The organism is Pseudooceanicola sp. NS-SX8 (genome assembly GCF_057380755.1).
Genome location: NZ_CM170819.1, coordinates 4,451,547 through 4,471,730, shown reverse-complemented (window position 1 = coordinate 4,471,730; position 20,184 = coordinate 4,451,547). Strand labels below are relative to the sequence as shown.

The window sequence follows — 20,184 nt, the reverse complement described above, 5'->3', positions numbered from 1 at the left end:
TGCCCAAGCCGCCACCGGCTGCGCGCAGCGCTCCGGGCTCATCCTGATTGCCCCCGCCCCCGGCTTTCTGTATCCAGCGCAAAACCCCATTTTCAGAGTCACGGAGTTTCCCATGGCCGCCTACCAGTACGTTTACCACATGTCCGGCGTCTCCAAGACCTACCCGGGTGGCAAGAAGTGCTTCGAGAACATCCACCTGAACTTCCTGCCCGGCGTGAAGATCGGCGTCGTCGGCGTCAACGGCGCCGGTAAATCCACCCTGCTGAAGATCATGGCGGGCTGGGACAAGGATTTCCAGGGCGAGGCCTGGCACGCCGAGGGCGCCAAGGTCGGCTACCTGCCGCAGGAACCCGAGCTGGACCCCGCCCTGACGGTGCGCGAAAACGTCATGCTCGGCGTCGCCGAAAAGAAGGCGATCCTCGACCGCTACAACGACCTTGCCATGAACTACAGCGATGAAACCGCTGAGGAAATGGCCAAGCTGCAGGATGAGATCGACGCCCAGAACCTCTGGGACCTCGACAGCCAGATCGACATCTCGATGGAGGCCCTGCGCTGCCCCCCCGATGATGCCGATGTCACCACGCTCTCGGGCGGTGAAAAGCGCCGCGTCGCGCTCTGCAAGCTGCTGCTCGAAGCGCCCGACATGCTGCTCCTGGACGAACCGACCAACCACCTCGATGCGGAAACCATCGCCTGGCTGCAGAACCACCTGATCGAATACAAGGGCACCATCCTGATCGTCACCCACGACCGCTACTTCCTGGATGACATCACCGGCTGGATCCTCGAACTCGACCGTGGCCAGGGCATCCCCTACGAGGGCAACTACTCCTCCTGGCTGGAACAGAAGGCCAAGCGGCTGGAGCAGGAAGCGCGCGAGGACAAGTCCAAGCAGAAGACCCTGGCCCGCGAACTGGAATGGATGCGCCAGGGCGCCAAGGCCCGCCAGGCCAAGTCCAAGGCCCGGATCAACGCCTATAACGAGATGGCCAACCAGTCCGAGCGGGAGAAGCTGGCGAACGCCCAGATCGTCATCCCCAACGGCCCGCGTCTTGGCAACAAGGTGATCGAGGTCGAGGGGCTGAAGAAGGCCATGGGCGACAAGCTCCTGGTCGAGGGCCTGGACTTCGCCCTGCCGCCGGGCGGCATCGTCGGCGTCATCGGCCCCAACGGCGCCGGCAAGACGACGCTCTTCAAGATGTTGACCGGTCAGGAACAGCCCGACGAAGGCTCGGTGGAATTCGGCGATACCGTCAAGCTGTCCTACGTCGACCAGTCCCGCGACGACCTGGACCCCAACGCCAACGTCTGGGAAGCCATCGCCGACGGTCAGGACATCATCAAGCTGGGCGATGCCGAAGTGAACGCGCGGGCCTATTGCTCGGCCTTCAACTTCAAGGGCGGCGACCAGCAGAAGAAGGTCTCCCTGCTGTCGGGTGGTGAGCGCAACCGCGTTCACATGGCCCGCCTGCTGCGCTCCGGCGGCAACGTCCTGCTGCTCGACGAACCGACCAACGATCTGGACGTGGAAACCCTCCGCGCGCTGGAAGACGCCCTGGTCGATTTCGCCGGCTGCGCCGTGGTGATCTCGCACGACCGCTTCTTCCTCGACCGGATCTGCACGCACATCCTGGCGTTCGAAGGCGATGCGCATGTGGAGTGGTTCGAGGGCAACTTCGAGGACTACGAGGAAGACAAGAAGCGGAGGCTTGGGCCTGATGCGCTGGAGCCGAAGCGGCTGAAGTACAAGAAGTTCACGCGGTAAGCGTGGGGCTTAATGAGATGAGGGAAGGGCGGCTGGAGGGCCGCCCTTTTCATTTGGCTTGGTTGCCGGTTTCTGTATGGAATTGACTGGCAAAGGGTGCTCCGTTGGGGCGTTGTGTTGACTAGCCTAGCTCAAGAATGGTGGGTGCGGTTCGTCGCTGAAGAGTCACTTTGATCCTGCAAGGTGTTAACTGTTGGTCGAGACTGGTCGGAAAATGCTTTCGAACACTCTTAGTATTCAATACGGTCCCAGACAAAATAGATGATTGGGAGGGGGTATGCAGGTCACCAGCTTTGGGCTTTTTTGGCGCGCGGATGAGATCGAATGGTTTCCTGGTCAAGGTGTCAAGAACGAATTTCGACTTCTAGGTCGCATAGGGAAGAATCTTCCTGGGATAAGAGTCGCTGACTTTCGGCGGCAGCAGGGTATCTATATTCTATTCGACGAATATGGACCTGCTTATATCGGCCTCGCCAAGGGAGAGCGTTTAGGTGCGCGTCTGCGGGACCACCAGCAAGACCATCTCGCAGGAAAATGGGATCGTTTCTCTTGGTTCGGATTTAATCCTGTTGGAAAGGTCAAAGATGAGGACGGTGTTCTGTCGCTCAACCAGCCACGTCGAGATATTACCGACGACACATCGACGACCATCGGCGATCTTGAAGCGCTACTAATATCAGCGATGGGTCCGAAGCTGAATCAAAGGAAGATGAGATTTAATGAAGCGGAGGAATGGGAGCAGATCGGATATTGGGAGTGGGATGAGGTATACAGAAAGAAAATTTCGGCCTGAACTGAGTTTGCATTGCTCCATGATCTCATTTTGAAGAAAACTCATCGGCGACAGCTGCAAATGGCGGGGCTCTATCCTGGCTTGAAGCGGCTCCTCGCCAATCCGGCACCTCACGTCCAACACTCGAACTGTCCCACCCCTCGGCTCCCACACGCACCAGCTTAACCAACCTTCGAACCGCGCAAACCCAAAAAGGCGGGGTGAACCCCGCCCTACGACCCACGGACCCCGCCCCAGGGCCAATCTTCTGCCCGTTCCACCAATCCATGTTTCACCGGGTTGATCTCGCAATACCGCAGGTGATTTTCGAAATCGGCATCGTCGCGGATGTGGTGTTCCCAGAACCGTTTCTGCCAGATCCCGACCTCGCCCCGTAGGTCGGGGTTCACCCCGACATACCCCCTCTGTCCCGGACCCCCACGCCGCCTGATTTGCGCCTCCTGCTGCAACGGGCCACGCGGCGGAGCATCACCATGGCAGGGCGCGGCAACTCCCTTGGGCGCGATACCCCCATCGTACGGAGCGACAACTCCGGTCATCGGCGGGGTGACCGCCTTCATCGGTGGCGCAACACGCCCCGCCAACGGCGGGGTGAACCCCGCCCTACGGACCTCTCGGGAAAACCGGGCCTTGATCGCACCGACACGGATCGCGTAGGCATCGTCGCCCTCGGGCAGGGTCCAGACGCAATGCATGTGATCGGGCAGGACCACCCAGGCGTGGATGGTGAATGGCCGCGCGCGTTTCGTCGCCCGCACCGCCTCGCGCAGCACATCGACATGGCGTAGCAACAGGTCCGACCCCCGGTCGGCCAGGCAGAGCGTCAGGAAAAGCGTGGCCCCCTTGATCCGGGGCCGGACATAGCGCGGCATGCCCCACGCTCGCCGCCCAGGGTTAACGAACCGAAAACGTAGGGCGGGGTTTACCCCGCCTTGAAGGGGTTCACCCCGCCTCGAAGGGGCAAGCTCCGCCTCGAAGGGCTCCCCACCCCAATGCCATCCTCACCCCTTGATGAACGTCCCGTTCTGCAGCTCCGTCATCGCCTGCCGCAGCTCCGCTTGCGTGTTCATCACGATCGGCCCGTGCCAGGCCACCGGCTCCTGGATCGGGCGGCCGGTCATCAGCAGGAAGCGGATGCCCTCTTCGCCTGCCTGCACCGTGATCTCGTCGCCCGCGCCGAACCGCACCAGCGTCCGGTTGCCCGTCATGTCGCGGATGTTCAGCTCCTCTCCGCGATATTCCTTCTCCACCTTGATCCCCACCGGGTCGCTGGCATCGCGGAAGGTGCCCGACCCGGCAAAGACATAGGCCAGCGCGTTGGAGCGCGTGTCCACCGGCAGCACCTTCTTGCGCCCGGCCGGCACCGACACGTCCAGCAGCATCGGGTTCGCCGCGATCCCGTCCACCGGGCCGGTCTTGCCCCAGAACTTGCCGATGATCACCTTGACGGTGGTGCCGTCGTCATCACCCTCGATCGGAATGTCGCCCGCCCCCACGTCCTGATAGCGCGGCGCGGTCATCTTCAGCGAGGACGGCAGGTTCGCCCAGAGCTGGAACCCGTGCATCTGCCCCGCCGCGTTGCCCGAAGGCATCTCCTGGTGGACGATCCCCGACCCGGCGGTCATCCACTGTACCGAGCCTGCGCCCAGCAGACCCCGGTTGCCCAGGCTGTCGGCATGTTCCACCTGGCCGTCCAGCACGTAGGTGATCGTCTCGATCCCGCGGTGCGGGTGCCAGGGGAAGCCGCGGGAATAGAGGCGCGGATCGTCGTTGCGGAAATCGTCCATCATCAGGAACGGATCGGTCAGCGTCGGATCGCCAAAGCCGAAGACGCGGTGCAGGTGGACGCCGGCGCCCTCCATCGTGGGCTGGGCCTGGGTGGTGGCGGCAACGGGGCGGAAGGTCATGCGGGCTCTCCTCTCGGCGGACGGGATGTCGCGCGGTTTCCGGTAATCTGGGCGGAGAGCGGCGTGAAAGCCAGTCCGGATCCCCGGACAGCCGTTGTGCGCCTTCGCGCAGGGCCGGGTGCCGGGCCGGGGCGGAACACCCTATACCCCCGGCCGGGCGAAAGACCGGAATTCCTGACTGGACCGGTGGCGCAGGGGGCGGCAGGCTGCTCGCGTCCTGCCAGGACACCGCCACCGTTTGGACCCCCGCCACCGTTTCATCAGCCAGGGATCTCTGCCATGCACCGCCGTTTTGTCCTTCTCTCCCTCGCCGCCCTGCCGCTTGGGGCCCTCTCGTTGGCTGGCTGTGCCCCCGGGGCTGGCGCCGGGCCGCTCCGCCTGTCGCAGGGTAGCACCCTGATCCTGCTGCGCCATGCCGATCGCTCCGGCGACCTGCTCAACGCCCGCGGCCTTGCCCGGGCCGAGGCATTGCCCCGCGCGCTGGCCGGCTGGCCCGTCGCGGCGATCTATCACCCCGGGGTCGAACGCAACCGGCAGACCGCCGCGCCCCTGGCCCGGTCGCTTGGCCTCCGGCCCCGGGCCATCGCCGCCCCGGATCCCACGGCGCGCCTTCTGGCGCGTGGGGCGGGACGCTGCGTTGTCTGGGTCGGCAACAAGGGCAACCTCCGCACCATCTGGGACAGCCTCGGCGCGCCCGGCCTGCCGCCCCTGGAGTACGGAGAGATCGCGGTTTTGACCCCCTCGCTCGCGGGGCCGCCACAGGTGGCCCGCTTGACCTGGGGCGACTGACAGGGGGGCAGGAAGGGGACTGGCAGCTGGCCCGTTCCGGCGACCAGTTCCCGCGATCCGGTAAAGTGGCGGGACGCTGGTTGGGACACTGGGCGCGCGTGTCGATCACTGGCGCAGAATGCAGGCCTGTCCACGTCCTTTCCTGTCGACGGGCCCCTCTGCTGGCCGGGCCTGCCCAGGTCACCCGCCAGGATCACCCCGAGGTCGTTCCACGGGGTTACCCCGGAGTCACCCCGTCCTCACCTCACGTCACCCCGGCCCCACCCCAGCCCCACCGCCACCGATCCCGGCGCCGGATTGCCGCCCGGGGCGGGCAGGGCCAACGGGCAAAGGGCGCCGCCCGCCCTGCACGCCCCAGAAACCCCCTTCACGCGACTCGCGAAATCTGTCATGCAGGTTCCCGCTACGCGACCTCTATCGACCCCCTGTTTCTTACCGGCGACAGTCTCGATCAGACGACCAGACGCCGGGCCGCCGCAATTCCGCGGGCGGAAAGAAACAGGAGTACACGGACATGGCCACTGGCACCGTGAAATGGTTCAACACCACCAAGGGCTACGGCTTCATCGCCCCCGAGGGTGGTTCCAAGGACGTCTTCGTCCACATCTCTGCCGTCGAACGCGCAGGCCTGACCGGCCTCAAGGACGGCGCCAAGGTCAGCTACGAGATCGAGGCAGGCCGCAACGGCCGTGAAGCCGCGGTCGACCTGAAGCTGCTCTGAGCTTTCCGGTCCGGACGGCCCGCCCGTCCGGACCACCCCGCGGCCCCTTCGGCCGCAACTTCCGCCCTGATACCCAGCACGCCGTCACCGGCGCGGGCGGGCCGGACCCTTTCCGAAAATCCGCAAACCCTTCCGACGGGACGCCCTGCGCCCCGGGATGTCCTGCGCCCCGGGATGCCCCACGGCCGCCCCGCAGCTGACCCAGCCCAGCGGATCAATTCGGATGCCTGCCTGGCCTGCGCGCCGCAGGCCCCCGGGCTCACTCCTCCGATGCGACCGGGCGCAGCGCCTCGCGCATCTTCTGATCCATCTCCAGCACGCCGCCGATCTTCATCTGCGCCCAGGTGGCCAGCAGGCGGTTGATCCGCGCGTGGTAGCCAAGCCCCATCGCCCGGTAGAACCGCGCCACGCTGGCATCGAGGTAGAGCGTCACCTTCTCCTTCTTCTCCCGCACGTCGACATCTGCCTCCAGCGTGTGCCAGGCATCCGGCACCTCCTCCCGCAGCATGTCGAAATCCAGCAGATCCTGGTTCATCTCCCAAGCGTAGCGATACAGCCGTTCCCGGGCCAGCCGCTCCGTCTTGGTCATCACCTTCCGCGCCATCTCTGCCTCCTGCCTGCCACGCCTCTCGGTCCGGGCAGTATCCGCCGCAATTCCTGCGAATTTCGCATACCGCCGTGCGCACCCCTGCAATACCGCCGCGATACCGACGTAATACCGACGTTTTGATTGGGCCTTTTCAGGCACTTGGGCAAAATACCACGGGTCCGTACACTGGCGTTCAGCGGGGGGCGTCCTGTGCAGCAACGCACTTTTCATGTATGCATGAAAGGGGCATATGGTTGACGTTGATAATCATCCACGAGGGACCCCGCGCATGACCTTTCAGACCTGGCACTTCCGGGCATTCCAGCTCTTCCTGGCGGCCTCCGTCGCCCTTGGTGCCGCCTGGGCGCTTGGGGTGACGAACCCGTTCTGGGCGGCCATGCCCGTCTGGGTGGTGAACCAGGCCTGGCGCGAAGACCTGCTGATCCGGGGCGTGCTGCGGGTGCTGGGCACGGTGGTGGGCGCGGCGATCGGCCTGCTGATCCTGGCCCATGTGCACAACCCCGTGGCGCTGGTCCTGCTCTATGTCCTGGGGGTGGGGGCGGGCACCTTCCTGGCCTATTGGATCGGCACCATCTACTCCTACGGGGCGCTGATGGCGGCGATCACCCTGGGCGTGGTGATCCTGCCCGCGCTGGCCACGCCGATGGATCCCTGGCACCTGGCGCTTGGCCGGGTCTGGTGCACGCTGATCGGCGTGATCTCGGTCACCGTGGTGACCTTCCTGTCCACGCCGCCCCGGGAAGAGGCGCATAAACTGAGGCAAGATCATGGGGTTGCACGCGGGCTGCGCCACGGCGCCCTGGCCGGGGTGATCTCCGGCGCGGGGCTGGCGGCGCTCATGCTGATCGGGCAGTTCTGGGTTGTCGCGGGGGCGCTGGCGCTGACGGTCTTCTCCTCCATCATGGGGTCCATGCCCGACCCGCGCCCGGTGATCCGCTACCTGCCGCCGGCGGCCGCCATCGGCGTGGTCGCGGCGCTGGCCTACCGCCTGCTGGGCGCCTGGCTGGGCCTGCCCGACCTCGGCCTCTACCTGCTGGGGCTGTGCTTCATCGGGGCGGGGGCGATCCTGCGCGCGAACCCGAAAACGGCGCCCTTCGGGCTGGACAGCAACATGTGCTTCCTGCTCACGGCAGAGATCGGCACGATCGGCCACGGCCTCCAGCAGGAGGCCCTGGGCGGCGCGGCCCTGGTCGCGGGCACGATCCTGGTGGCGCAGGTCCACCGCCGCATGCTGCCCGCCGCCACGGCCTGAGGTGCCCTGACGGCGCAGCCCGCGCGAATCACGCAGGCCCGCGCGCCCCGGCAGGCTTCGCTTAACCCCGCCGCGCGATCCTACTTGCGCGGCGCGCCGCCCTGGAAGGCATTGACGGAATCGTACCGACAGGGCGCTTCCTGCATCTCCAGATGCAATTCCGCCCCCTCAAAGGGATGCGCCCGCGCCAGGTCCTCGTCCACCTCGATGCCGAGGCCGGGCGTGTCGGACAGCTGCACGTGGCCATCCTCGACCCGGATCGTGCTGCGGATCAGCGCATCGTGGAACGGGGTCTCGATGGTTTCGGCCATCAGCAGGTTGGGGATCGTCGCGGCCAGCTGCAGGTTCGCCGCCCATTCGACGGGACCGGCATAAAGATGCGGCGCCAGTTGCGCGCCGAAGGCCTGGGCCAGCACGGCGATCTTGCGGGTCTCCCAGATCCCGCCGGACCGGCCAAGAGCCGGTTGCAGGATCGCCGCCCCCGCCTGCAGCGCGGCGCGGAACTCGGCCAGGGTGGTCAACCGCTCACCCACGGCCATCGGCAGGCCCGAGGCGCGGCAGACCTGCCCCAGGCCGGGCAGGTCATCGGGGGGCACGGGTTCCTCGAACCACAGCGGATCGTAGCGGGCGATCGCCCTGGCCATCCGCAGGGCGCCGGCCCCGGTGAACTGCCCATGGGTGCCGAAAAGCAGGTCCGTGTGATCGCCCACGGCCTCTCGCACGGCGGCGCAAGTGGCTGAAGACAATGACAGATCCGACAGCGCCGGCATGTGCCCGCCACGGATCGTATAGGGCCCCGCCGGATCGAACTTCACCGCCGTGTAGCCCCGCGCCAGAAGATCCCGCGCGCTTTCGGCCGCCATGTCCGGGCTGGTCCAGAAGGCGCGGATGTCGTGGTGGGGCAGGGGGTAGAGGTAGGAATAGCAGCGGATCCGCTCGTTCAGCCGCCCCCCCAGAAGCGCATGCACCGGCCGCTCCCGCGCCTTGCCCAGGATGTCCCAGCAGGCGATCTCCAACCCGGAAAAGGCGCCCATCACGGTCAGGTCCGGCCGCTGCGTGAAGCCCGCCGAATAGGCCCGGCGGAACATCAGCTCCATGGCCTCCGGGGTTTCCCCCTCCATGTGGCGGGCAAAGACGTCCCGGATCACCGCCGTCATCGCGTCGGGCCCGACCGAGGCGGCATAGACCTCTCCCCAGCCGGTGATCCCGCAGGCCGTCGTCAGCTTCACCAGGATCCAGTAGCGCCCGCCCCAGCCGGGGGCAGGCGGGGCGGTGACGATGATATCCAGGTCGGAAAGCTTCACGAAAACAGCTCCTTACTTCAGCATGATCACATTGCGCCGGGCGGTCCCCTTCAGCGTGTCGGCCACGGCTTCGTTGATCTGATCCAGGGTCCAGCGGCCCGAGATCAGCTCATCCAGCTTCAGCCGTCCCTGCTTGTACATGTCGACCATCCAGGGGATGTCGCGCTTGATCACCACGTTGCCCATCTTGGACCCGACGATGCCCTGGCCCGCGTCGGCCATGATGATCGGCGAATAGGTCGAAACGGCATCGAGGTGCGGCATCCCCACCATGACGATCCGCCCGCCTCGCGCAAGGTAGCGAGGCGCCATGTCGTAGACCGGGGCCACGCCCACGGTGACCATCACCGCATCGGCGCCCCGGCCCAGGATCTTCTTCACCTCGGCCCAGGGCTTGCCCTCTGCGCTGACGGTGTCGGTGGCCCCGAACTCCTTCGCTGCGCTCAGTTTTTCCTCTACCAGATCGACGGCGACGATGCGGCGCGCCCCGGCGATCCGCGCGCCCTGGATCGCGTTCAGCCCGACCCCGCCCGCGCCGATCACCACCACGTCGTCGCCCGCGCGGATGCCGCTGGCATAGACGGCGGCGCCCACGCCGGTGATCACCCCGCAGGAGATCAGCGAGGCCGCGTCCATCGGCACGTCTTCGGGGATGACGCAGACCTGGCTCTGGTCCACCACGACCTTCTCCGCGAAGGCGCCGGAGGCCATGGCCTGCATCACCGGGCTGCCGTCGGCCAGGCTCAGCGGGCTCTGTGCCACGGCGTCGAAGGGGGTTTCGCAGATCGTCGGCTGCCCCGATCCGCAACAGTCGCAATGCCCGCAGGACCGGATCAGCGTGACGCAGACGCTGTCGCCCGGGCTCACGCCCTGCACGCCCGTGCCGACCGCCGTGACCTTGCCTGCCGCCTCGTGCCCGAAGACCGCCGGAAGGTGCCCGCCGAAGCCGCCCTGCCAGAAGGAGATGTCGGAATGGCAGATCGCCACCGCCTCCAGCTCCACCTCGACCTCGCCCATGGCGGGCGCGCGCAGCTGTACCTCCTCGATGGTCATCGGTGCGTTGAAGTCCCGGCACAGGGCCGCCTTGATCGTCTGCATGTCGTCCTCCTCGGGTGATCCGGGCACAGTGTTAAGGCTTCATTGAGATTTGCGAAATAAATTTCCTCAATTCGGAATTACTGGCGCTTCGGCACCGCCAGGGCGAAGATGCCGATGGTCAGCATGGTCAGCAGGGCAGCCGCACCAAAGGGGGCGCCGGGCAGGGTGATCGGGGCGGTTTCGCTGGTGAAGACGCGGAAGATGCCGGTCATGACCAGTGGCGTGATGATCATCGCCACCGCCTGCAAAGACGCCAGCACGCCCTGCAGCTCCCCCTGGGCGTCTTCCGGGGCGGCATCACTGGCCATGGCGGCAAGGGCGGGCTGGGGCAGTTCTCCGAAGGCGGTGACGGGGGTCAGGATCAGGGTCAGGGTGCCGCTGCGGATGCCGGTCAGCCAGCTGAAGAAGAAGACGTTGATGCCGAGCCCGCCCAGCACCGTCGCGCGCGCGCCGAAGCGGCGGTGGATCGGGCCGAAGCAGACCGCCTGCACCAGCACCAGGGCGATGCCGTAGATCGACAGAGAGAGGCCCACCAGCGCCGCATCCCAGCCGAAGCGCGCCTCGCCGAAGTAGGGCCAGACCACACCGTAGGAGTGCATGGCCACGAGGTAGAGCAGGTAGACGGCCATCAGTGGCCGCAGCCCGGGCAGGCGCGCGGCGGCGGCCAGGGCCGACAGGGGGTTGGCCCGTCGCAGCGCGAACCGGCGGCGGCGTTCCGGCGGCAGGCTTTCGGGCAGGACGAAAAGCGCCAGGGCAAAGTTCGCCAGGCATAGCGCGGCTGCCGTCCAGAAAGGGGCCCTGGTGCCCAGTTCGGCCACCAGCCCGCCGATGGCGGGGCCCAGCACAAAGCCCATGCCAAAGCCCGCCTGCACAAGACCGAAGTTGCGCGCTTTCTCGGATCCCTTTGAAATATCGGCCATGTAGGCCAGCGCGGTCGCCATGACCGCCGCCGTGATCCCGGCAATCAGCCGGCCGATCATGAGCAACCAGAAACTTTGCGCCAAGGCCATGATCACGTAGTCGAGCATCATGACGCCAAGGGAGACCAGAACGACCACGCGCCGCCCGTAGCTGTCCGACAGGGTGCCGATGAGAGGGCCGCACAGGAACTGCATCGCGGCGAATCCCGCCACCAGCAGCCCGCCCCACAGGGCGGCCTCCGACAGGCTGGCGCCCATGACCTCTTTCAGCAGGCCGGGCATGACGGGGAAGATGATGCCGATCCCCATGGCCTCTATCACCACGGTGGCGAGGATGACAAATCCGGCAAGGGAGGGGCGTGACATCGGGGCTCCATCGCTGGCGCCCGAGGCGGCGCATGCGCCCAGCTAGTCAGGGCGCATGCGCAGGGTCAATGACGTTTGCGACCAATCTGGTCGCCGTGTCGCATCACAGGGCGGCTACGGCTGCCGCGAAGGCGCGGGCGTTGGCAGGGGCGTCGCCCATCTGCTCCTCGGGGGAGAAGAGGCCGGAAAGGTCCAGGTCGGGTAGGGCCTCGCGGGCCAGATCGCCCAGGGGACGGCCGGTGGCCAGCACCTGCTGCGCCAGCTCCTTGACCTTGGCCTGTGCCTCGGGGCGGGGCATCAGCCCGGCCAGACGGAAGGACAGGGCCTCCGCATGCAGCAGGCCCAGGGCGTCGGTGAAGACGGCGTGCATCTCCTCTGCCTTGGGGGTCAGGCCGGGGACCATGGCTCGGGCGGTTTCCAGCGCGGCAGCGGCCGAAAGGCACAGCTGCGGCAGGGTCAGCCATTCGGTGAACCAGGCCGCGCCGTCACGCTCCTGACGGGGCATGCCCGCGCCGTCCAGGATCGCCTTCAGGCCCAGCACCTGACGCGCGCAGGCCAGCAGGACCGAGGGCTGCACCGGGTTCTGCTTCTGCGGCATGGTGGAGGACCCGCCGGAGGCCGAGAGCTTCACCTCGGAAGCGGAGCTTTGCGCCATCAGGATCAGGTCGTCGCCCATCTTGCCCAGCACCTGCGCCATCCGCGCCAGCCAGGAGGCGATGCGCAGAACCGGCCCGCGATCGGCGTGCCAGCTGCGGCCCGGATCGCCCAGCCCCAGCCCTTCGGCCAGTTTCGCCCGCAGTTCCAGACCCTTGCCGCCGAACTCCGCCCCCGTGCCGGCAGCGCCGGAGAGAGAGACCCAGAGCGAGCAGTCGCGCAGCGCGGGCAGTTCCTTCAGCAGGTCCAGCAGCGGCCAGCCCCAGGCGGAGACATGGCTGCCGAAGCTGACGGGGGTGGCGAACTGGCCATAGGTGCGGCCTGCCATCGGCAGGGCGGCATGGTCCGAAGCCAGCTTCGCCAAGGCTGCCAGCAGGTCTTTCAACCCATCCTCGCAAAGCGTCAACAACTGCCGCAGGCGCAGCATCTGGCCCGTGTCGGCGATGTCCTGCGAGGTGGCCCCCCAGTGGACGTATTGCGCATGCTCGGGGGCCTGCATCTCCTTGCGGAACTCGGCCACCAGCGACGGCACGGCAACGCCGTTCTTGCCTGCACCGGCCTGCAGCGCGCCCGGGTCGATGCTGATTTCCAGCGAGGCGCGGTGGATGAAGGCGGCGGAGATTTCCGGGATCATGCCCAGTTGCCCCTGCGCCTTGGCCATGGCGCCCTCGACGATCAGCATCGAGCGGACCTCGGCGCTGTCGGTGAACAGCCGCCCGGCATCGCCTGCGTTGAAGAGCTTGGAATAGATCATCCCATCATGCACGGAACCGGCCATCACACGCCCTCCGCGATCTGGTGGAGCAGGGCTGTAAGCGCCTCGGGGTGGGTAAAGAACGGGGAGTGGCCGGCAGGCATGTCGTATCGGTCCTTCGGGTCGCAGGCCCGGGCCATTTCGGCCTGGGCGGTCGGGGAAATCGCCAGATCTTCGGTGCACCGGATATAGGATTTCGGGCAGTCCTGCCAGTTCGGACCCAGGCGGATCTGCTCGGAATGGGGGGGCATCGGCTCGATGCACAGGTGCGTACGCGCCTCGCGGCGCAGGTCATCGGGCATGCCCCTGTAAAGCGCGTCGTCGTTTGCGCCGTCGATCAGCGCGTAGCCGTCCCCCTGCCTCCGGGCGATGCCCTTCAGCGGCGGTTCCGGCAGCCGGGTCGCGACATCGTTCAGGGAAAGCCCGGGCTGCGGCAGGAAGGCACAGAGATAGACGAGGCGGCTGACCTTCGCCGGGTCCATCTCCGCCGCGGCGGAAATGGCGAAGCCGCCGGCGGAATGGCCCACCAGGATCGAAGGCTCCTCGGTCCCGTCCAGGATGTGCCGTGCGTAGTCGTCGAGCGTCAGGTCGGCCATCGGGCGCGGATCGCCGCTGCGTCCGGGAAGGTCGGGGGCATAAACGCGATGTCCCCGGGCCATCAGCCCGGGGATCACCATGTTCCAGCACCAGCCGGTATGGCAGGCGCCGTGTACCAGAACGAAGCTGGTCATCAGATGTCGAGGAAGACCGTTTCGCCCTGGCCCTGCAGGCGGATGTCGAAGCGGTACTTGCCCTCGCCGGTCTTCTTGGCGATCAGCGTCTCGACGCGCTGACGCTGTTCGATCCGGTTGAGCAGCGGGTCGGCGCTGTTGTCCTCATCCTCGAAGTAGATGCGGGTCTGCAGGCCGATGTTGATGCCGCGCGCCACCACCCAGAGGGAGATGTGCGGGGCGCTTTCCACGCCGCCACGGCCCTTCACCTTGCCCGGCTTGACCGTGCGCAGGGTGAATTCGCCGGACTCGGCATCCGCCGCGAAACGGCAGTGGCCGGAGACCTTGGGGTCCGCACCGTCCTGGCCGGGGAAGATCCCCTTGGCGTCGGGCTGCCAGCTTTCGATCAGCGCGTCGCGCATCGCCCAGCCGGTACCGTCGAAGACTTCGCCGGTGATCTCGATGATCTCACCTTCGCAGCCGTCCTGGATCGGGGCGGTGCCGATTTCTTCTTCGTAGTAGCCGCCGTTGCCCGCGTAGGTGGGCATCAGGCCGATGTGCACGTAGGGGCCCGCCGTCTGGGACGGGGATTCCTGAAGAATGTCGAGTTTCTGGACCATTGGATTACATCCCTTCCAGCTTGTTTTCGAACATGGTCTGGCGACGGCCGCGCAGCACGATGTCGAACTTGTAGGCGAGGAAATCGAGCGGACGCGATTTCGAGAAGTCGAGCGGCGCGACCAGGCGGTCGAGCTGGCTGCGGTTCTTGATGGTGGCCGCGATCGGGCAGTGATCGATCAGCGGGTCGCCTTCGAAGTACATCTGGGTGATCAGGCGCTGGCCGAAGCTGTGGCCGTAGACCGAGATGTGGATGTGCATCGGGCGCCAGTCATTGCCGCGGTTGGGCCAGGGGTAGGCGCCGGGGCGGATGGTCAGGAACTCGTAAAAGCCGTTCTCGTCGGTCAGGGTCCGGCCGCAGCCGCCGAAGTTAGGGTCGAGCGGCGCGAAGTAGGTGTCCTTCTTGTGCCGGTAGCGACCGCCCGCGTTGGCCTGCCAGATTTCGACCAGGGTGTGCGGCACGGGACGGTTGTTCTCGTCCAGGACGCGGCCGTGCATCAGGATGCGTTCGCCGACGGCCGGGGCGGCACCCTTGGTCCAGTTCAGGATCAGGTTGTTGTCCAGCGCGCCGAACTTGTTGTGGCCAAAGGTCGGGCCGGTCTCTTCGGACGGGCCGCTTTCCAGCGACAGCAGCGGCAGGTAGGGCGAACGTGCGACGCTCGTCTTGTAGCCCGGGTCGTAGGGCTCGGGGTGGATCTCGCGGTTTCGCGGGATCAGCGGGCCGAGATCGGTCATTTGTCTTGCTCCTCCATTTCAGCGTAGGTGGCTTTCGCGAGCTTGAGCGCGTGGTTTGCCTTGGGCACGCCCGCGTAGATCGCAACATGCTGGAACGCTTCCAGCACATCCTGTTTCGATGCGCCGGTCCGGGCGGTGGCCCGGATGTGCATCGGAATTTCCTCGAAGTTGCCGCAGGCGGCCAGCAGGGCGAGGGTCAGCATGGACCGCTCCCGCTTGCTGATGCCGTCGCTGGCCCAGACCGTGCCCCAGGCGCCTTCGGTGATCAGGCTCTGGAAGGGCAGGTCGAATTCGGTCTTGTTGGCCTCGGCGCGGTCCACGTGGGCGTCGCCCAGCACCGAACGGCGCACTTCCATACCCTTGTCGAAACGGTCATTGGACATGTCCGGTCTCCTTGATGAAATCGTTGAGAATCTTGGCGTAGGCTTCCGGGTCCTCGACGCAGGGCAGGTGGCCGGCACCGCGGATCAACTCCAGCCGGGAACCGGGGACCAGGTCGACCGTTTCGCGCACCAGGTCGGGCGGGGAGGAGCCGTCTTCGGTGCCCGCGATGCCCAGGCAGGGCAGGCGCAGGCCAGAGGTCGGCGTGTAGAAATCGGTGCCGGCAATGGCTGCGCAGCAACCGGTGTAGCCTTCGAGGTCCTGTCGGCTCAGCATGTTCTGCCAGGCCATCAGCTCGGGCGTGGCGCGGAATTTCTTGCCGAACCAGCGTTCCATGGTGACTTCGGCGATGGCGCCGACGCCCTCTTCGCGGCACTTGGCGATGCGGGTGTTCCACATGTCGGCGGTGCCCATCTTGGCGGCAGAGTTGGAGATGACCAGCGCGCGCACCAGGTCCATCCGCTTCACCGCCAGGCCCTGGCCGATCATGCCGCCGATGGACAGGCCGACAAAGAGCGCATCCTTGACGCCCAGGTGATCCAGCAGTGCCTCGACGTCGGAAATCAGGGTGCCCATGGAATAGGGTGCCTCTGTGGCTTCGGTCAGGCCGTGGCCGCGCTTGTCGTAGCGGATGATGCGCAGCCCTGCGGGCAGCAGCGGCACCAGCTTGTCCCAGAGCCGCAGATCGGTGCCCAGGGAGTTGGCAAAGACGATGGGCGCGCCGTTCGGGTCACCCTCGTCGGTGTAATGGATCTTCAGTCGGTCGAGCTCGGCGATTTTCATCAGTAGGGCAGTCCCACGTAATTCTGTGCCATGACCTGTTGGGCCGCGGCGTTGTCGCGCAGGAAGGCAAGCTCTGCCTTCTGCATCTTGATGTCGAATTCGGGCTGTTGCGGGAAGCGGTGCAGCAGCATGGTCATCCACCAGGAGAAACGTTCGGCCTTCCAGACGCGCAGCAGGGCCTTTTCGGAGTAGCTTTCCAGCCCCTCGTCCGTCCCGTCGAGGTAATGCGCCTTCAGCCCCTCGAAGAGGTAATGGATGTCGGAGGCAGCGGTGTTGAGCCCCTTGGCGCCGGTGGGGGGCACGATATGGGCGGCGTCTCCGCACAGGAACAGCCGGCCCCAGCTCATCGGTTCGGTGACGAAGGAGCGCAGCGGGGCGATGCTCTTCTCGATTGAGGGGCCGGTCACCAGCCGGGCCGCGACATCGGCGGGGATCCGGGATTTGAGCTCCTCCCAGAACCTGTCATCCGGCCAGTCCTCCACCTTCTCGGTCAGTGGCACCTGGACGTAGTAGCGGGACAGATTGGCATTGCGCATGGAGCACAGCGCGAATCCGTTGGTGGAGCTGGAATAGATCAGTTCCTCGTGCACCGGCGGGGTTTCCGACAGGATGCCGAGCCAGCCGAAGGGATAGACCTTCTCGTACTCCTTGCGGATCTCTGCGGGGATGGTCTGCCGGCTGACACCGTGGAAGCCATCGCAGCCCGCAACATAGTCGCAGTCGATGCGGCGTTCCTCGCCGTGCACGGTGTAGGTCAGGTAGGGGGCGTCGGTCTTGGCATCGTGGATCACGACGTCCTCGACCTCGTATTCGATCTTTCCGCCGGCCTTCTCCCGCGCCTCGTAGAGATCGCGGGTCACCTCGGTCTGGCCATAGATCACCACCGGGGTGCCGGTCAGCGCCTTGAAGTCGATCTCGATCACTTCCTCGCCGATCGACAGGACGGTTCCGTCATGCACGAAACCCTCCGCATCCATGCGTTCGGAAACGCCGGCCTTGCGCATCAGGTTCACGAACCCCTGTTCAAGCACGCCGGCGCGGATGCGACCCAGAACGTAGTCCTTGGTCTTCCGCTCCAGCACGACGGAGTCGATTCCAACGGTGTGCAGCAGTTGGGACAAGAGCAGCCCGGAGGGGCCGCCGCCAATGATGGCAACTTGTGTTTTCAATTGTCTTCCTCCCGTTCGCAAGAAGATGAGTGGCAAATATGATTGTCTGCGTCAATTAAAATCGTTCAAACAAATTTCGCCGTATCGGGCCTGCGGGAGGGGAGCCTGGCTGGGACCGGACGGGCGGGAACAGATTTTCTTGCGCGGGACATGCAGATTTTACTGACAAAAAAGCCCCCTGCACCGCGTGGGCGCAGGGGGCGTGAAAGGCGCGGGGTGCCCCTATCTCACAAGGTTGAGAGAGCGCGGGTGAACATCGCGGGGTCGATGTTGCCGCCCGACACCATCGCGATGACCGTGTCCCCTTCCAGTGATTCCGGGCGGAAGAGCGCGGCGGCAAGCGCCACGGCACCGCCGGGTTCGGCAACGATCTTCAGCCGCAGGAAGGCTTGCGCCACCGCCTTCAGGGCCTCGTCTTCGGAGACGGTCAGGCCGGGCCCGCAATGCCGCTTGAGGATCGGGAAGGTCAGGTCGCCCGGCTGCGGGGTGATGATCGCGTCGCAGATGTTGCCCGACAGGGCAGGGTTGCGCTGAATGGTTCCGCTTTCGAGGGAGCGCTTCACATCGTCGAAGCCTTCCGGTTCGACGGGGCGCACACGCAGGCCGGGCGCGCGGTCGGCGCAGGCCAGTGCCACGCCGGAGGTCAGCCCGCCACCGCCACAGCACACCAGAACCTCTGCCCGGTCGATCCCCATGGCGGCGGCGTCCTCTGCGATCTCCAGCCCGGCGGTGCCCTGCCCGGCGATCACGAGGGGTTCGTCGAAGGGCCGGATCAGGGTCAGGCCGCGTTCCTCGGACAGTCGGGCGCCGATTTCGTCGCGGTCCTCTGTCGCGCGGTCATAGGTGACGACCTCTGCCCCGTAGGCGCGGGTATTGGCCAGTTTCAGGGCGGGGGCGTCCGCGGGCATGACGATCACGGCGGGAATGTCGTGCAGCTTGGCGGCCAGTGCGACACCCTGGGCATGGTTGCCGGACGAAAACGCGATGACCCCGCGGGATCGCAGGGACGGATCCAGTGCTGAGATCGCGGACCAGGCGCCACGAAACTTGAAGCTGCCCGTATGTTGCAGGCATTCGGGTTTCACCAGCACGCGGCGGCCGGCGATTTCGTCCAGGAAGGGAGAGGACAGCAGTGGCGTGCGCCGGGCGTGGCCTTCGAGCCGCCCTGCGGCAGCTTCAATCATCTCGATGTTCATTGCAGTGCTTCCAGCCAGGTTTCCAGGGCGGCGAGCGCCTGTGGCTCGTCAAGGAAAGGGGTATGACCCCGGTCCGGCACCTGCGCAAGGATCAGGTCGGTCCCCCGGGCCCTTGCCCGGGCCTGCATCGCTTCCACTGTCGTTTCGCTGAGCAGATCGGAGTTGATCCCGTGGATTAGCGCGGTCGGTTTCGCGACGAGCGCATCAAAGAGCGGCCAGAGATCAGGCGCCGGGTCCGGCGGTGGCTGATCGAAGACGGCGGCGCGCAGCTCCGGATCGTAGTCGATGACGAGGCCGTCGGGTGTTTCCCGCGTATTGCCGCCGATCATCTGGCGCCAGCGCGATTGCGGTACCCCGGGAAAGGCCGGGTCTGCCAGGCGGGCGGTGGCGGCCTCGTCCAGCGTGGCAAAGGGCGGGTTCCTTCCCAGGTAGCCCGCGATTGCCCCGATCCCTTCCGGGGACAGTTCCGGCCCGACGTCGTTCAGCGCCGCCCCAAGCAGCCGGTCCGGCGCCGTGGCCGCCAGGACCATGGCGATCAATCCCCCGCGCGAGGTGCCCAAGATGGCGGCGCGGTCCAGGTCCAGGTGATCCAGCAGGGCGAGCGCGTCGGCTGCTTCGGTCGGGATGGTGTAGGTGTCGGCGCCTGTCCTGTCCGATCTGGCGCGACCGCGATAGTCCATCCGGATCATCCGCACGCCAGTAAGGTGGGGGGCCACGAAGTCGAAATCGCGCGCGTTGCGCGTCAGGCCCGACAGGCAGAGCAGGGGCAGGCCGCTGCCCGCCTCCTCGTAGTAGAGATGTGCGCCATCGGGGGCCGTGAAATAGGGCATCAGAAAAGCTCCAGCTCGGGTATCCCGGACAGGTCGGACAGGGTGAAGGCGGGGGTGCCGGGCAGGCGATCCTGCGGCAGCTCCGCACGATTGACCCATGCGGTGGTGAAGCCGTAGTCGGCGGCGGCCGAGGCATCCCAACCGTTGGAAGAGACGAAAAGCACCTGCTCCGGCCTGCAGCCGAACCGCTGCCCGACAAGGTCATAGACTGCCCGCGCCGGTTTGAAGATGCCGATGCTTTCGACAGATAGGACTGCGTCCAGCAGGCTCTCCAGCCCGGCGGAGGCGACGGCCCCCTCCAGCATGTCGGGGGACCCGTTGGACAGGATCCCCGTTGCCAGCCCGCGTGCCTTCAGCAGTGACAGCATGCGGGGCACCTCCCGGTAGGCCGACAGTTCCCAGTAGAGCGCCAGGAGATCCTCGCGCAGGGTCGCATCGGTCAGCCCCTCCGCCTCCATCGCCCAGTCCAGGCCATCCTGGGTCACCTGCCAGAAATCGCAATGGCGCCCACGGACTGCGCGTTGCCACGAATATTCCAGCTGCTTCTGCCGCCAGTTGGCGGAGAGCCTTTCCCAGCAGGCGGCAAGCGCTGCCCGGCCCGGTGCCCCGGCCGCGCGCCGGGCGGCGGCGCTGACATCGAAAAGCGTTCCGTAGGCATCGAAGATACAGGTGGTGACGGGCATTCGGGGCTCCTCCGCTGGGGTGCGTTCCTCGGGCGCTCCTCCTGCGCCCTGCAGGCAACCTGCCACGCGAAATCGGGGCTTGGAAGGCCGGTTTGCGATCCCCGGCTGCCTGCGTTAGGCTGCGGGAGAGAGCAGGCACCCGG

21 protein-coding genes are annotated in these 20,184 nt (G+C 66.4%); 5 read left to right on the top strand and 16 right to left on the bottom strand.

Annotated features, from left to right (window positions below):
- The first annotated feature begins 112 nt into the window (after positions 1-112).
- Complete coding sequence (gene ettA, locus AC2IR1_RS20575; protein ID WP_486473846.1) at positions 113-1,768, top strand: energy-dependent translational throttle protein EttA; 1,656 nt, start codon at positions 113-115, stop codon at positions 1,766-1,768.
- A 277-nt stretch (positions 1,769-2,045) separates the two neighbouring features.
- Positions 2,046-2,561 (top strand): hypothetical protein, encoded by a 516-nt coding sequence (locus tag AC2IR1_RS20570; RefSeq protein ID WP_486473845.1) that lies wholly within the window; start codon positions 2,046-2,048, stop codon positions 2,559-2,561.
- 212 nt (positions 2,562-2,773) lie between these two features.
- Here the strand turns inward: AC2IR1_RS20570 and AC2IR1_RS20565 are convergent, their stop codons facing one another.
- Entirely contained in the window at positions 2,774-3,433 is a 660-nt protein-coding gene (locus AC2IR1_RS20565) for an REP-associated tyrosine transposase (protein WP_486473844.1), read from the bottom strand.
- 129 nt (positions 3,434-3,562) lie between these two features.
- Complete coding sequence (locus AC2IR1_RS20560) at positions 3,563-4,468, bottom strand: pirin family protein (protein ID WP_486473843.1); 906 nt, start codon at positions 4,466-4,468, stop codon at positions 3,563-3,565.
- A gap of 279 nt (positions 4,469-4,747) precedes the next feature.
- On the opposite strand from AC2IR1_RS20560, the gene AC2IR1_RS20555 reads away from it, so the two are divergent.
- Both AC2IR1_RS20555 and AC2IR1_RS20550 read left to right on the top strand, forming a co-directional pair.
- Positions 4,748-5,257, top strand: a complete 510-nt coding sequence (locus tag AC2IR1_RS20555) for a histidine phosphatase family protein (protein WP_486473842.1) — start codon at positions 4,748-4,750, stop codon at positions 5,255-5,257.
- A 514-nt stretch (positions 5,258-5,771) separates the two neighbouring features.
- The gene (locus AC2IR1_RS20550) at positions 5,772-5,978 is read left to right on the top strand and encodes a cold-shock protein (protein WP_486473841.1); all 207 of its coding nucleotides are present in this window, start codon (positions 5,772-5,774) and stop codon (positions 5,976-5,978) included.
- Positions 5,979-6,237: 259 nt separating this feature from the next.
- Here the strand turns inward: AC2IR1_RS20550 and AC2IR1_RS20545 are convergent, their stop codons facing one another.
- Positions 6,238-6,582, bottom strand: coding sequence for a BrnA antitoxin family protein (locus tag AC2IR1_RS20545; RefSeq protein WP_486473840.1), 345 nt, complete (start codon positions 6,580-6,582; stop codon positions 6,238-6,240).
- Between the two features lie 274 nt (positions 6,583-6,856).
- Here AC2IR1_RS20545 and AC2IR1_RS20540 point away from each other — a divergent pair, with 274 nt between their 5' ends.
- Positions 6,857-7,840: an FUSC family protein gene (locus AC2IR1_RS20540; RefSeq protein ID WP_486473839.1), complete on the top strand. Its 984-nt coding sequence runs from the start codon at positions 6,857-6,859 to the stop codon at positions 7,838-7,840.
- Between the two features lie 80 nt (positions 7,841-7,920).
- Here the strand turns inward: AC2IR1_RS20540 and AC2IR1_RS20535 are convergent, their stop codons facing one another.
- The 13 genes from AC2IR1_RS20535 to AC2IR1_RS20475 form a co-directional block, all read right to left on the bottom strand.
- On the bottom strand, positions 7,921-9,144 hold the full coding sequence (locus AC2IR1_RS20535) for a mandelate racemase/muconate lactonizing enzyme family protein (protein ID WP_486473838.1): 1,224 nt from the start codon (positions 9,142-9,144) through the stop codon (positions 7,921-7,923).
- A gap of 12 nt (positions 9,145-9,156) precedes the next feature.
- Positions 9,157-10,242 carry a zinc-binding dehydrogenase gene (locus AC2IR1_RS20530; RefSeq protein ID WP_486473837.1) on the bottom strand — a complete coding sequence of 362 codons (1,086 nt, stop codon included), beginning with the start codon at positions 10,240-10,242 and terminating at the stop codon, positions 9,157-9,159.
- A gap of 77 nt (positions 10,243-10,319) precedes the next feature.
- Positions 10,320-11,528: an MFS transporter gene (locus AC2IR1_RS20525; RefSeq protein WP_486473836.1), complete on the bottom strand. Its 1,209-nt coding sequence runs from the start codon at positions 11,526-11,528 to the stop codon at positions 10,320-10,322.
- A 103-nt stretch (positions 11,529-11,631) separates the two neighbouring features.
- The gene (locus AC2IR1_RS20520; RefSeq protein WP_486473835.1) at positions 11,632-12,960 is read right to left on the bottom strand and encodes a lyase family protein; all 1,329 of its coding nucleotides are present in this window, start codon (positions 12,958-12,960) and stop codon (positions 11,632-11,634) included.
- Positions 12,960-13,667 carry an alpha/beta fold hydrolase gene (locus AC2IR1_RS20515; RefSeq protein WP_486473834.1) on the bottom strand — a complete coding sequence of 236 codons (708 nt, stop codon included), beginning with the start codon at positions 13,665-13,667 and terminating at the stop codon, positions 12,960-12,962. The genes AC2IR1_RS20520 and AC2IR1_RS20515 overlap by 1 nt, the downstream gene beginning before the upstream one ends.
- Entirely contained in the window at positions 13,667-14,266 is a 600-nt protein-coding gene (pcaG, locus tag AC2IR1_RS20510; RefSeq protein ID WP_486473833.1) for a protocatechuate 3,4-dioxygenase subunit alpha, read from the bottom strand. Before pcaG ends, AC2IR1_RS20515 begins: the two co-directional genes overlap by 1 nt.
- 4 nt (positions 14,267-14,270) lie before the next feature.
- Entirely contained in the window at positions 14,271-14,999 is a 729-nt protein-coding gene (gene pcaH, locus AC2IR1_RS20505; RefSeq protein ID WP_486473832.1) for a protocatechuate 3,4-dioxygenase subunit beta, read from the bottom strand.
- A complete protein-coding gene (pcaC, locus tag AC2IR1_RS20500; protein ID WP_486473831.1) occupies positions 14,996-15,382 on the bottom strand; it encodes a 4-carboxymuconolactone decarboxylase in 387 nt (128 codons plus the stop codon). The genes pcaH and pcaC overlap by 4 nt, the downstream gene beginning before the upstream one ends.
- Positions 15,372-16,163, bottom strand: a complete 792-nt coding sequence (gene pcaD / locus AC2IR1_RS20495) for a 3-oxoadipate enol-lactonase (protein ID WP_486473830.1) — start codon at positions 16,161-16,163, stop codon at positions 15,372-15,374. The genes pcaC and pcaD overlap by 11 nt, the downstream gene beginning before the upstream one ends.
- Positions 16,163-17,332: a 4-hydroxybenzoate 3-monooxygenase gene (pobA, locus tag AC2IR1_RS20490; RefSeq protein WP_486473829.1), complete on the bottom strand. Its 1,170-nt coding sequence runs from the start codon at positions 17,330-17,332 to the stop codon at positions 16,163-16,165. Before pobA ends, pcaD begins: the two co-directional genes overlap by 1 nt.
- 227 nt (positions 17,333-17,559) lie before the next feature.
- Positions 17,560-18,528: a threonine ammonia-lyase gene (locus AC2IR1_RS20485; RefSeq protein WP_486473828.1), complete on the bottom strand. Its 969-nt coding sequence runs from the start codon at positions 18,526-18,528 to the stop codon at positions 17,560-17,562.
- Positions 18,525-19,358: an alpha/beta fold hydrolase gene (locus AC2IR1_RS20480; protein ID WP_486473827.1), complete on the bottom strand. Its 834-nt coding sequence runs from the start codon at positions 19,356-19,358 to the stop codon at positions 18,525-18,527. The genes AC2IR1_RS20485 and AC2IR1_RS20480 overlap by 4 nt, the downstream gene beginning before the upstream one ends.
- Positions 19,358-20,041 carry a haloacid dehalogenase type II gene (locus AC2IR1_RS20475; protein WP_486473826.1) on the bottom strand — a complete coding sequence of 228 codons (684 nt, stop codon included), beginning with the start codon at positions 20,039-20,041 and terminating at the stop codon, positions 19,358-19,360. The genes AC2IR1_RS20480 and AC2IR1_RS20475 overlap by 1 nt, the downstream gene beginning before the upstream one ends.
- Positions 20,042-20,184 lie beyond the last annotated feature (143 nt).